The sequence below is a fragment of the Amphibacillus sp. Q70 genome (assembly GCF_052055485.1).
GTDB lineage: Bacteria > Bacillota > Bacilli > Bacillales > Amphibacillaceae > Amphibacillus.
Genome location: NZ_CP197171.1, coordinates 260,814 through 274,130, shown reverse-complemented (window position 1 = coordinate 274,130; position 13,317 = coordinate 260,814). Strand labels below are relative to the sequence as shown.

13 protein-coding genes are annotated in these 13,317 nt (G+C 33.7%); 5 read left to right on the top strand and 8 right to left on the bottom strand.

What is annotated here, in order from left to right; translation table 11 throughout:
- The first annotated feature begins 290 nt into the window (after positions 1-290).
- Together ACS127_RS01170 and ACS127_RS01165 are read left to right on the top strand one after the other, a co-directional pair.
- Positions 291-929: a TetR/AcrR family transcriptional regulator gene (locus tag ACS127_RS01170; RefSeq protein ID WP_440896649.1), complete on the top strand. Its 639-nt coding sequence runs from the start codon at positions 291-293 to the stop codon at positions 927-929.
- Positions 922-2,079, top strand: coding sequence for a macrolide family glycosyltransferase (locus tag ACS127_RS01165; RefSeq protein ID WP_440896648.1), 1,158 nt, complete (start codon positions 922-924; stop codon positions 2,077-2,079). The genes ACS127_RS01170 and ACS127_RS01165 overlap by 8 nt, the downstream gene beginning before the upstream one ends.
- Before the next feature lie 191 nt (positions 2,080-2,270).
- On the opposite strand, the gene ACS127_RS01160 is transcribed toward ACS127_RS01165, so the two are convergent.
- The 6 genes from ACS127_RS01160 to ACS127_RS01135 all read right to left on the bottom strand — a co-directional run bounded on the left by ACS127_RS01160 (position 2,271) and on the right by ACS127_RS01135 (position 8,620).
- Entirely contained in the window at positions 2,271-2,495 is a 225-nt protein-coding gene (locus ACS127_RS01160; RefSeq protein WP_440896647.1) for a hypothetical protein, read from the bottom strand.
- 2 nt (positions 2,496-2,497) lie between these two features.
- Positions 2,498-3,145, bottom strand: coding sequence for an HAD family hydrolase (locus tag ACS127_RS01155; protein WP_440896646.1), 648 nt, complete (start codon positions 3,143-3,145; stop codon positions 2,498-2,500).
- Between the two features lies 1 nt (position 3,146).
- Positions 3,147-3,923 (bottom strand): DeoR/GlpR family DNA-binding transcription regulator, encoded by a 777-nt coding sequence (locus ACS127_RS01150; protein WP_440898049.1) that lies wholly within the window; start codon positions 3,921-3,923, stop codon positions 3,147-3,149.
- 243 nt (positions 3,924-4,166) lie between these two features.
- Positions 4,167-5,573: a PTS transporter subunit EIIC gene (locus ACS127_RS01145; RefSeq protein ID WP_440896645.1), complete on the bottom strand. Its 1,407-nt coding sequence runs from the start codon at positions 5,571-5,573 to the stop codon at positions 4,167-4,169.
- A 19-nt stretch (positions 5,574-5,592) separates the two neighbouring features.
- On the bottom strand, positions 5,593-7,062 hold the full coding sequence (locus ACS127_RS01140) for a glycoside hydrolase family 1 protein (protein ID WP_440896644.1): 1,470 nt from the start codon (positions 7,060-7,062) through the stop codon (positions 5,593-5,595).
- Positions 7,063-7,466: 404 nt separating this feature from the next.
- Positions 7,467-8,620, bottom strand: a protein-coding gene (locus tag ACS127_RS01135) for an IS3 family transposase (RefSeq protein ID WP_440894755.1) whose coding sequence is annotated in 2 segments (ribosomal slippage) — positions 7,467-8,368 and positions 8,368-8,620 — 1,155 coding nt in all. Because the reading frame shifts where the segments join, the coding sequence is not laid out codon by codon here.
- Between the two features lie 141 nt (positions 8,621-8,761).
- Here ACS127_RS01135 and ACS127_RS01130 point away from each other — a divergent pair.
- Positions 8,762-9,625 carry an AraC family transcriptional regulator gene (locus ACS127_RS01130; RefSeq protein WP_440896643.1) on the top strand — a complete coding sequence of 288 codons (864 nt, stop codon included), beginning with the start codon at positions 8,762-8,764 and terminating at the stop codon, positions 9,623-9,625.
- A 155-nt stretch (positions 9,626-9,780) separates the two neighbouring features.
- Complete coding sequence (locus ACS127_RS01125) at positions 9,781-10,332, top strand: shikimate kinase (protein WP_440896642.1); 552 nt, start codon at positions 9,781-9,783, stop codon at positions 10,330-10,332.
- A gap of 81 nt (positions 10,333-10,413) precedes the next feature.
- Here ACS127_RS01125 and ACS127_RS01120 read toward each other — a convergent pair whose 3' ends face one another.
- Entirely contained in the window at positions 10,414-11,544 is a 1,131-nt protein-coding gene (locus ACS127_RS01120) for a CAP domain-containing protein (protein ID WP_440896641.1), read from the bottom strand.
- Between the two features lie 177 nt (positions 11,545-11,721).
- Positions 11,722-12,135 carry a MerR family transcriptional regulator gene (locus ACS127_RS01115; RefSeq protein WP_440896640.1) on the bottom strand — a complete coding sequence of 138 codons (414 nt, stop codon included), beginning with the start codon at positions 12,133-12,135 and terminating at the stop codon, positions 11,722-11,724.
- A gap of 345 nt (positions 12,136-12,480) precedes the next feature.
- Here ACS127_RS01115 and yghU point away from each other — a divergent pair, with 345 nt between their 5' ends.
- Positions 12,481-13,266 (top strand): glutathione-dependent disulfide-bond oxidoreductase, encoded by a 786-nt coding sequence (yghU, locus tag ACS127_RS01110; RefSeq protein ID WP_440896639.1) that lies wholly within the window; start codon positions 12,481-12,483, stop codon positions 13,264-13,266.
- The last annotated feature ends 51 nt before the right edge of the window (positions 13,267-13,317 follow it).

The window sequence follows — 13,317 nt, the reverse complement described above, 5'->3', positions numbered from 1 at the left end:
CACGATCAAAGACACATGATGATAGTATAAGTGAAGCTATAGCCTCGGCCATTAAACTTGGCGAAAAGCAAAGCTTTGCTAAGGACGGTAAAATTTCTGTTTCATCGAACCCTTCTGAACTGAGATTTTATACCTTCCTAATGCACAATGAAAAATAAATTGAACAACGATCAGGATAAATCTAAAGGACAGAAAAGTCATCGATATTTTTACCTGATTGACAGGGAAATAAAAATCTGTTATTTTAAAATAAACCGACGGTCGGTTTTATAGAAAGTGAGGTGAGTATATTGAGACAAGAAGAAAAAGCATTAATGACCAAAAATAAAATAATAGCTGCCGCAACAAAGTTATTTTCAGAAAAGGGTTATGATGAAACCACGATGCAAGATATTATGTTGTTAAGTGGACTATCAAAAGGCGCTATCTATCATTACTTCAAGAGCAAGCAAGCGATTTTAGATGATCAGATCAATCGTCAAAAGGAGTTAGTTACAAATTATTTGAAAGACTTGAAAGAGAATCCTACTCTAACTGCTAAGCAGAAAATTGAAAATATAATAGACCATCTGTGTTTAAATGAAGCACTACTGGAATTGACTGGTGATAGGTGGGCTGAAAAAATTCCGTTTGCTTTATTGGATACGCTCAGGAACTCGTTAAATGTGCTGGCAGTATATATTGCAGAAATGCTCCGGCAGGGAAATACCAATCAGGAGTTTAACTGTGCTTACCCTAAAGAAGTCTCTGAAATATTAGTGCTTTTAATAGATATATGGCTTGATCCAATTATTGTTGATTCTAGTTACGAAGATATGTGCAGTAAAATTGATTTTATCATACTCCTATTAGAAAAATTTGATACACCTATTATCAGTGTTGAAAACGAGAAGAAAATGAAAGAAAGGTTGCGGGCTTACTATGTTTAAGCAAGTCAAAATACTTATGGTCAATCTACCATTCTCAGGGCATACAAATCCAACACTAGAATTAGCACAAACACTGATATCATTGGGACATAAAGTTTCTTATGTCCATTCTCCTGATTGGCAAGAAAAAGTCGAAAAAACAGGGGCAACTTTCATCCCATATGACGATTATCCAGCAACTTTAACAAACACTCAAAAGGAAATAAAAAGTTGGGGGGCTGCCTATCGTACAGTTCAGCGAATTGGAAAAACGTACGACTGTTTAATATATGAAATGCTGTTTTTACCGGGGAAGTCATTAGCCGATCAGTTAGGTATTCCATCGTTTCGTTTGTTTTCAACTTTTACGCTCAATGAAAAAGTGCTAAATGATTTTGGAAAGACTGGCGGTTGGTATATGACATGCATCTTCCGTTTTCCACGCCTATGTCGTTTCATAGCTAAAAGGTTGCAAAGAAAGTTTAACCTGCGTTATGGGAACATAGCAGAAGAAATCGTAAAAAATGCTCCAAAGTTAAATTTCACTTATACCATTAATGATTTTCAAATTTACGCTGACGAATTTGACAAAAGTCATTATAAATTTATTGGACCAGCATTAGGAGGACGGAATGAAAGGGACTTTGATTTCTCTAAAATGAAAAAACCTATTATTTATATTTCTCTTGGAACTTTACTAAATAATTCAGCAAAATTTTTTAAGAAATGTATTGAAGCCTTTCGGAAGCAGCCTGTTTCTGTCATTATGTCAATTGGGAATGCTGTGAAGATTGAGCAGCTTGGGAATATACCGGATAATGTTTTTGTTTATTCATTTGTCCCGCAGTTAAAGGTGTTGGAGAGAGCTTCTCTTTTTATTACTCATGGAGGAATGAATAGTGTAAATGAAGCCTTGTTCTATGGTGTCCCTATGCTGGTTATCCCGGTTGGCAACGATCAACCCACGGTTGCCAGACAAATCGAAGCCCTATACTTAGGTAAACATATAGATCGTAGAAAAATGAATGCAACATTATTAAAAGAAACAGCGATGGAGGTATTGGGTAATAGCACCTTTATTGATACATCAAAAATGTTTCAGACCAAAGCGCAGTCCGCAGGGGGCAATGCCGAAATTGCTCGACAGATATTGGCGGAATTCAACAAGTAATTCAATGAGAAAACATATGATCAAAATGAAAGAGTGATATGCTCCATATGTGATAAGTTGTTTGATCATATCTGCTTCTGTATGCCCCTAATCCCTGTTGATTGAAGTTTCGCTTTATATCAATGGGATTAGGGGGATTTGCTGTCGTTGAAAACGTCCATTTTACTTTTGATCGAAAAAATTCAAATCATTTATTCTCCATGTAATTCGAATTGAACTAAGGCTTTAATGACTTGTTCGTAGCTCATTTGAGTTTGCAAACATAACATTGTAAATACTTTTAAAGGTAATTCTCTGATTGTACTTTTTTCATGAATCCATTGGATATATTCATCTTTACTAATACATTCGGAAAGTAAGAGACTTTCCAAAGGCTTGTTTAAATAATGATAGAGAAATTGTTCAACCGCAAACATTTTTATTTCTCCTTTGTTTTATTTTGAAGCACTGTTAGTAAATCAAGAGGATTATCCAACTTAATTGCTACATTATCAAATTCCTTTTTATCTTTTGCACCCCATTTTGCCAAAGCAAAACGTACGTTACTAGCCTTGGCACTCTGCATATCATAGACAGAATCTCCTACATACATCGCCTGATTAGCATTGGCGTTTATCATTTCTAATGCTTTTAAGATAGGATCAGGGTTTGGTTTATGCTTCACTGTATCAGAAGCGGTTATCTGCACATCAAAATAATCATTTAAACCGAAGGAATCGAACTCATTTCTCATTCCTATTTCTGTCTTGGAAGTAACAAGCCCTAATTTAAATCCTTGCTGTTTTAGTGCTAATAAAAGTTCTTTAATGTCGTGAAAAAGTGTTGCATGGTGTGCGAGTTTAGCAATACACTTTTCCCACTGTTTCAACAATTCCTTTCTCATTTCTTCGGAATCAATCAATCGTTGAACAGCTTCTTTACCCGGAATTCCTAATACAAATTCTAATTCATGTTCTTCACGGGATAGCCCAAGTTGTTCCTCTAGAGCTCGTTGTAAAGCGTTTATTATGATATGTTCGGTATCGACTATCGTGCCATCTACATCAAATAGAATCGTATCAATCATATTAATCCCCCTCAGTATAAATAATTTGGACGTGATTATTTTTTAATAAAACTTCCAACTCTTTAGATAAGCGTCCATTTAAAATGATTATATCGACTTCTGTGAAATCAAAGACTTTAAAGTTATGTGTCATATTCAATTTAGACGTATCAATAAGAAAAATCACTTTTTCACTTTGCATTCTAATTTTATTTTTTAAATCTATATCTTCTTCATGAGCATAATAAATACCATCAGAGCCAAGACCAGCAACACTTAGAAATGCTAAATCAAATTTATAATCATCTAATTCACGTAACGGTTTTGTTCCTACAACACATCTTTTTTCTTGATCCAAATTTCCACCGAGTATTCTTGTTCGGCATGAGGTATTTCTCAGCAGCTGATCAGCAATATCTATCGAATTCGTCACAGTAAAGAGCGTTTCGGTTTCTTTTAAATATTGTGGAATAAAACTTACTGTTGTAGAGACATCCAAGTAAACGGTTTGACTATTTTTAATCAATTGACTGGCCGATTCGGCTAATTGCTTTTTTTCATGATTCTGTTTAGAGCTTCTTTTTAAATAATTATCCAATTGCTTAAAAGATTCAGGCAAAGCAATTCCACCATAAGTACGTTGGACGAGATTTTTTTCAGCAAGTTTTATAACATCTCTGCGAGCCGTATCTCTCGAGGCGCCTGTTAATTCAATAATTTCTTTTAAACTAAGAGACTTTTTTAGCTCAAGCTTTGACATGATCAAATTTAAGCGTTCTTTTTGAATAATATAAATCACCCCTTTATAAGTCACTTTAAGCTTTAAAACAATTTTAACTTAAAAAGGCTTAAAATGAAAGAAAAACTTTAAGTATTCATTACTTAGCTACCTATTTGAAATTATCGCTAACGCTAATAGATGAAGTTTGAATGTTTTTATGAGAAAGAGAAATGTGAAGGTAAAATTTAAGAGAGATTACTTTATAATGAAAGCATGGATAGAAAAGAGAGGTAAGCGACATAATCACTTACCTCGACTCGGTTAAACAATTTTTACTTTTACTTCTTTTTCTACATCTACTCTTTTATTACCTATCATCTTTTTACTGCTAACGAAAGATAGGATAAAACTAATAGCAAACGTAGAAAGAATACATAATATCATAAGAAAAAGATTTTTCAATCCGCCACCTGGCTCTGCATAGACGGGTAAAGATGTAATTCCAGGCATTACAAAGGCAAAGCACTTTGTTGCAAAGACTACTGTTAAGGCGCCACCAATACCATTAGCAATCATGGCAGATATCAATGGAGTTTTATTGACAACATTTACTGTGTACAGTGCGGGTTCAGAAATTCCTAAAAAGGCTGAAAAACTGGTTGATATTGCGGCTGAACGCATCTCTTTATCTTTCATCCTTAAGCCAGCTCCCAAAGCAGCACCTGATTCCGCCATGTTATGACAAAATGATATTGGCAATAAATAATCATACCCTAAAGTAGATATATTTTGTATTTGAATTGGGGACGTTGATTGATGCATACCAGCTAACACAATCAATGGCATAAAGAATCCTAGTAAAAATCCTGCTAAAATACCCGCTTTATCAAACAGCCACACAATTCCATCTGCTAAGTAGATACCACCATAAGCACCAATTGGCGCAATAATAAACATGGCTATTGGGATAGCGACAATCAAAGTAATCGAAGGAACGACAACCATTTTTAATACTTCAGGTACATATCGATCGATAAATTTATAAACAAGCGCCATCAGACCAACTCCTAAAATGACAGGAAAAACTGAGTTAGCATAATTAAAGACTGGGATAGTTAAATTGAAAAGGGTAAGACCTGATTGACCACTTTCTATTGTTGCAACAAAACTAGGATATAATAATGCTCCTGCCATACACACACCTAGATATTCATTTAATTTGAATTTTCTAGCTGAAGAAATGGCTAATAAAAACGGTAAGAAATAAAAAGGAATATCAGCAATTAGGTTAAATAAAGAAATTGTACTGTTTCCATCTAAAGAAGTATTAAAGCTAAGAACAATAGCAATAATCCCTTTTAAAATTCCTCCTGCAACTAGTGCAGGTAATATTGGTGAAAACACACCTGAAATGATATCAAAAATAAAATCTAGCGAAAACTTTGTTTCATTGGTTGTCAATTCTTTTGTGTTATCTTTTCCTTTTCCAATAATTGCTTCAACCTCAGAGAAAACGCTTCCAACATTAGGGCCAATGATGACTTGATATTGTCCATTCTTAATCTGGGTTCCGATGACACCATCTAATTTTTCAATTTTTTCTAAATCAGCTTTTGAATTATTGACCAGATTAAATCTTAATCTGGTCACGCAATGTAAAAAAGTAGAGATATTTTCTTTATTGCCTAACAACTCAACAATTTCTTTTGCTAGTTTTTTATTGTTCATAGATCATCTTCCTCTCTGATTAATCTAATTTTTTACCATTATTTTGAATGCATTTCTGATACCAATAAAAAGAATCTTTTCTTAGCCTTGTTCCAGTTCCTTTACCTCCGTTGTCTAAATCAACATAGATGACCCCATACCGTTTGTCCATCGTCAAAGGACCACACGAAACTATATCAATAATTCCCCACATCGTATAAGCTATTAAATTCACACCATCTTTTACCGCCTCATTCATTTGGTTTATATGTTCTCTCAAATAAGCAATTCGGTAATCATCATGAATTTTTTGATCTTCTGTAACTTTATCGTAAGCACCCAACCCATTCTCAGCAACAATAAGTGGTAGATGATAACGGTCATAAACTTGATTTAAAGTAATTCTCAAACCAATTGGATCAATTTGCCAACCCCATTCGCTCGCTTTCAGATGGGGATTTTTCTTTCCTATAATCAAATTTCCAGCTGTTTTTTCCCATCCTTCAACATTCGTTGAAACTTGCGAAAAGTAATATGAAAAAGAAATAAAATCAACAGTACCATCTAAAAGAAGTTGTTCGTCTCCTTCTTCGAACTTTACTTTTACATTGATAGAATCAAAATATCTTTGCATATATTCTGGATAATATCCTTTAGCTAATACATCTAAATAAAACCAATTAGAGTATTGATCATCTTGAATGGCTTGTATATTATCTTCGGGTTTACAGGTAGCTGCATAAGTTGTAAACCTCGCGATCATCCCACCAACCGGTTTTCCTGGATCAAGAGCTCGTCCAATTTGAACTGCTCTAGCACTACATAGGAATTGATGATGCAAGCATTGAAATATTTCTTGATCCATATTTTCTTCATTTCCTGGAATTAAGCAAACTCCGTCCCAAGGAGAGAACTTTGCAGCATTAATTTCATTAAATGGTAACCAGTAATCGACAAGATGCCCTAATCGTTCAAAAAGCACAGTTACATATTTTTCAAAAAACTTAATCATTTTTCTGTTTTTCCAACCACCATATTTCGTTACTAAATTTACTGGTATATCATAATGAATCATTGTAGCAAATACTTTCATTCCATGGTTTTTGCATTCAGTGAAGAGATCAACGTAATATTGAATGCCTTCTTCATTTGGATAAAGATCATCACCATTAGGGAATATTCGTGACCAGCAAATAGATGTTCTAAATATTTCTAAACCCAATTCCGCCATTAGGGTTAGATCTTCCTTATAGTTATGATAGAAATCTATCCCTCTTCTAAATGGATAATAATCTGTTGATGGATCTTTTAGAGCAGTTTGAAATTCTGACAAGGAAAATGGATCATTTTGATGTTTTTCTTCAATTTCCTCGGGAGTCCATGATGAATCTAAAAATCTTAAATCTTGAGTGGAAATTCCTTTTCCACCATCTCGAAAACCACCATCAGCTTGGGAACAAGATATTGCCCCACCAAACAGATATTTTCTATCATTTGCGTTTTCATTCATACTAGTTCCTCCTAATTATTTTTTAGTCAATCCTTATATATCAGATTGTAGTATTGTTTAAAATAAAATAAAATGTCATAATTAAGACAATGCTATATCATATTCAATACACAGGTGATTAAATGGAAAAGAAATTAACAGAGAAGATTTATCAATCTACAGAAAGTGAGATTTGGCATCTTAATCTGGATCTACGTCAATCTTTTGGACACGAATAAGTTAAGTTTTTAATTGTTCTTTGAACATGATTTATATTAAACTGTCAGGGCTTGACACGGAGCCTCTGCGGGCACGATTTCTAAGCCATGGAGCCAGCTCGTTTAAAACATTCCTGGCTTGCCACGAAAGGCTATCATGCCCGCCTCTCCACGTAAAGCCGGTACAGTGAATTTAGTTAGCGTTAGTTATCCAGCACAAGTATATAAATCTTCCATCTCTTGTGGTGTTTTATAATCAATACTACCGTGAATTCTTTTGCGGTTGTACCAACCTTCAATGTATTGGAATAAAGCTAATTCGGCAGATTTATGATCAAAGTATTGAACATGATTTACTTCTTCTTTTTTTAAAATAGCGTGAAAAGACTCAATACAAGCATTATCATGAGGACTTCCCTTATAGCTAAAAGAATGTGTCATTTTGAAATTTTTTATCACTTTAGCGAATTCATCGCTTGTATATTGTGTACCTAAATCTGAATGGAATATGAGTCCTTCATCAGGTTTTTGTGCGTGATAAGCATTTTCTAGTGCTTTTATAATTAAATCAGTCGTCATCGTACGAGAAAAGGAATAACCTACAATCTTTTTAGTGTGAAGATCCATAACTGATGCAAGGTAACACCAACCATCACGAAGTGTATGGATATAAGTGATATCACCAACCCATTTTTCATTAATCGTTTCTGCCCTGAAGTCTCTTTCAAGAATGTTTTCTCGCTCAACAATAGTTTCCTTACTTGGAGTAGGACGAAACTTTTTAACAACGATTGACCTAATATCAGCTTTTTTCATCAAACGTTGAACTCGCTTTAGGCTGGCTTTGTAACCTACCTTTATTAATTGTTGATGGATTTTAGGTGCACCATAACGGTGTTTGCTCTCTTTATGGATTTCAATAATCTTTTTAGTTAATTCTTTATTTTCTCTATCACGATTAGAAATCGTTTTATCTAATGACTGATAGTACGTACTCCTTGGAATTTCAAGTACTTCACACATTGTTTGCACAGGATAGTTTTCTTTTTGGTCATGAATAAAATCAGTTATTTCAGCATCATTTACTTTTTTGCGAATATGGCCATAGCCTTTTTTAAGATATCATTTTCTTGTTGTAATTTAAGTATTTGTTTCTGTAATTTTGCATAATCATCTGGCGTTACAGAGGTTCCATCTTCTAACTCAATTGGATTGAACTTTTTAATCCATGCATAAATAGTTACTTCAGAAACGCCATATTCGCTGCTTAAACTTTTAACTGATTGACCCGAATTATATAACTCAACAACCATTTTACGAAAGTCGTCACTGTATCGTTTTCCGTTATTTTTATGTTTCATTGGACACATCCTCCTAAAATTAATTGTAATAACTTAACTAAGATGTGTCCATGAAACTATACTAGCATCAATCATCCAAATCAGTTAAGTCCTTTTTACAATAAACTTAATCTTCAAAATTATAAGGATAAAAAATGCTACTTGTTTGATTTCGTTAATACATTAAAAGAAAATAAGATTGGAATTGTAAAAGAGACACGGTATACAAAGATTCCGCTCCATTTTCATAAAGACATGGAATTAAGCTATATATATGGTGGTGAATGTACATTTTTAATTAATGGTAAGAAAGTTAAACTAACTAAAGGTGACATCTGTATTATTGATACTGATGTGATTCATAGCGCTGAATACAAAGGAGAAAATGACATAGTATTTAATTTGGTCTTTCGCAAATCATTTTTTTCATCCGTTTTTCTAACAAAGTTTGCAGACAAAGGGGTATTAGGTAACTTTTTGCTAAATGCTATAACGAATAATCAAGTTAATGATAATTATCTTATTTTCCATACGGAAAAAAATAAGAACTTTCGGAAAGTATTTGACCTTTTACTAATGGAGCACTACTTTCCATCGTTAAGTAGTATAAGTATCATAGAGCATTATTTTTCAATCCTTTTTTTGGAATTGATCAATTTACTAAATGACTTTGAGGGTTATCAAAATCTAGACTGTGATCAAAAGGATATATTTGCTATTTTGAAATACATTGAAGAAAATAGTGCAATATGCTCGCTAAATGATATCTCTGAGAAAATGCATTTTTCAACAAGCTACATATATAAACTTCTCAAAAAAAAGACTGGAAAAACATTTTCTCAGTTAAAGTTAGAACAACAAATGAAAGAAGCTGATTTCCTTTTAAGCAATACTGAATTACCCGTTACTGAAATTCTTGAAAAGATCGGGATTAAAAATCCTACCTATTTTTATCGGAAATTTCAGACGGTATATGGGTACACTCCTAAACAATACAGGATATTACAAAATTCTGAATCAATGTAGAATACTGGCGTAAACTTCATGATCCCAACCTCATGAGTTTAGTTGACATTTGTTTTTAGCCTATCTATATTTGAGGTTAGATATATTTTCATCAATAAATTGTAGATTCATATTAAGAGATGGCTAAGAAACCTATTTATTAATGGAGGGCTGAAATGAAGTTAGTGATTCTTATTGGAAATACATCGGTAGGGAAGATGACTGTGGGACAGGAATTGGCGAAGATAACAGATCTTAGATTGTTTCATAATCATATGTCGATTGAACCTGTTATGGAAATATTTGGTTATTTTAATGGCAGGGCTTCTGCTAGAATAAGAGAGGTGATTTTTGAAGAAGTTTTAAAATCTGATTTAGCAGGTTTAATCTTCACTTATATGTGGGCATTTAATGAACCTTCTGATTGGGATTATATTAAGAACATAACAACGCAATTCACTGAAAGTGGAGCAGAGGTCTATTATGTAGAACTTGTAGCGTCACAGAAAATTCGTTTAGCACGAAACACGACTGAAAATAGACTTGATCATAAACCGTCAAAAAGAAACTTAGACTTTTCAAAATCCCTATTAATTGAAGACGATAAAAACTATCGTTTAGAAAGTAATGATGGAGAAATTCAATTTAAGAATTATTTTAAAATTGACAATTCAGACCTTGAGCCCAAGCAGGTTGCTATGATAATAAAAGAGCATTTTAACTTTTGAATGTCAGAGGTTATTCAAATCAGAGGAAAAGAAGCCTAATCTTTCCTCTGATTGTGTGATTTAAGCGAGGGACTAGTGTACCTAATTAGCAAAAAAATTCTCCGTATAAAATGGCTGGTTCTCATCATTAAAATCAACACCAACTCCTAATTTAGTGAAGTCATCATGTAATATATTTTCACGATGCCCTTCTGAATTCATTAATCCTTGATGAGCAAAAATACTGTTGAATTGTCCGTAAGCTAAGTTTTCACCAGCTGTGATAAAAGCAACTTCATCTTCGGACATCCGATCTGAAAGGGAATGCCCTTGTAGGTTGGTATGGCTAAAAAATTGATTTTCTGCCATATCCGTACTGTGTTTTCTTGCCGTTTCTCTTACTTCTTCATCCCACTCTAGAACAGTAAGGCCGTGATTGATACGGGTAGCGTTAGTTAGATCGAATAATTGATATTCAAACCCTTCTTTAAGTGTTTCACTACTAGGTGTATAGAGGACATCTTTCGTAGTTTCTAAGTCCTCATCAATAAGTTGAATAGCTGTCATCTCATTATCTTGATGAATATCGTAAAAGATGGTGACATAGTTTTCATCTATTCGGTAAACATCGTATTCATCTTCGCTATTGATTTGATAACTAAATCTATTATAGTGAATCAATTCTTCTGGTTCCCCTAATGTTTCGTTTACAACCGTTTTTGTATCACCTATAGCTATATCAAACTGTGAAGAAAGTAAATCTTGATTTGTAAATAGTCCCCGAACAATTTCATGATCATACGCAACCATGATAAAATTTTGGTAGTTTTCATGGTAAGTAAACCAATCTAAACCGTACTCATTTTCACTTTCACGCATAGGTTCTCCGTACATTTCATTTACTTCATCTTTTGTATCTCCTAGCTCGATATTTCCAATTGAAACGGATTGCTCGTCTGGTATTGATAAATCTGGTTTTTCGACTGGTTCTTGCTCTGGATTCTGTTGAACATCAGATGATGGAAATTGCTCTTGTACTTGATCAATATAAAAGTTATTATCAATCATTTGAATGGCGAATTCCTTTACTGACTGGAATGTATCATTAATAGATTCGGGAATAAATTCGTGAACAGAATCGCCCCAAAGTGGCTTTGTCCAAAAAGCTAATAATATGATTAACAGTGAAAAAAATAATCGCTTTAAAATATTTATTCCCCCTTTGTTTGGCATTATCAAAAAGGAATCCTAAATATGTAGTCTTCCTAATTCCTTCACAATTTTTAGTCTTTTTTTATTTTACAACCTAAAGTTAGCTTTAGAGCAAATGAAATACTTTTATCATTTAGCTATATCTTTTTGTTAGGTTTGTATGCTCTATATGAGATTATGATGTATAGGTCATTCTCATTAATTAAAAACAGTATTGCCTATTTTATTATTTTTATGAACATTTTCTGTGCCTGCTTCGAGTGCTACCTGATAGTAATGACATTTATGGTTAATAAGATCAAGAGTTTTTTCAAGTTCCTCCATTTGTTTCTCGACAACTGCTTTTTGCCCTATAAATAAGTCATATCTTTGTTGCAAAGTGGAATCCCCGGCAGAAGCCCATTCAATAAAGGTTTTGATATCCTTGATCGCCATTCCACTAGATTTCAAGCATTGAACAACTTTCAATAAATCTATATCTGAATCTTTAAATACTCTCGTCCCATTTGCAGTACGTTCTACAAAAGGGATGAGCCCCTCTCTATCATAATAACGCAAAGTGGAGATCGTAAGATTTAATTTTTTAGCAACATCACTGATTGAATAGCTCATTTCTATTCCTCCTTGTATAGATAAACCTCAAGTTAACTTCATGATTGAAAAATTTTATCATAGCATTTGGTAAGTGTCAAAATTAAAGTTGAATATAGCGGGGGAGCCTGTATAGATAATTGATAAAGAACAAAATGAATGAGATAAAATAGCTTAATAACTTGACCTGAAGTTAACTTTAGCTGATTTTCGATATTTATCTCCGACTCACTCATTGGACTAAAGCTCTTTATATTCCTTGAAGCAGGAGCCTTCTAGAGAAAATCAGATAAAAAAATAGAAAGTTTAGATTCCTTGTCTAAAAAATTATAAATCAGTATACTAGAAGGTACAAGGAGTGATATTATGTCAGACTATAAAATTCCTAAAGTATGGGAATGGAACCAAGAAGAAAAGAATCAATTGGGCAATCAACCTGTAGCAGGAAGTCGCTTTGAACAAACGCTTCCAGTAGGAGAACATCCATTACAAGTCTATTCATTAGGTACTCCAAATGGAATAAAAGTAACCATTTTACTTGAAGAGTTAAAAGAAGCTGGTATTGATGACGTAGCATACGACTTGTATAAAATCAACATCTCAGAAGGCGATCAATTTGGGAGTGATTTTGTTAAGATCAATCCTAACTCTAAAATCCCAGCCATGGTGGATTACTCACAGGACAAGCCTATTCGTGTATTTGAGTCAGTCTCTATCTTATTGTATTTAGCAGAAAAATATGGTGAATTTATACCGACCTTACTTTCTGAGCGCACGGAGCTTATGAATTGGTTGTTTTGGCAAACAGGTGCTGCGCCATTTGTTGGTGGTGGATTTGGTCATTTTTACGAGTATGCGCCTTTTGCACAAGAATATCCAATCAATCGTTACACAATGGAAACGAAGCGCCAACTTGATTTACTAGACAAGCATTTAGCAGGTAAAGCATTCATCAATGGTGATGAGTATACAATTGCAGATATGGCGATTTGGCCTTGGTATGGTCGTCTTGTCCAAGGTGACCTCTATAGTGATGCCGATAAGTTTTTAAATGTTCAAGAGTATCCTAACTTAAAAGCATGGGCAGATCGAATAAGTGAAAGACCAGCTATCAAGCGTGCGATAGATATGGAATATAAAGAAATCAAATAATATGCAACTCACTCAATCGAAAACTCTTTGTGAATCACTGGAATAAGTGTC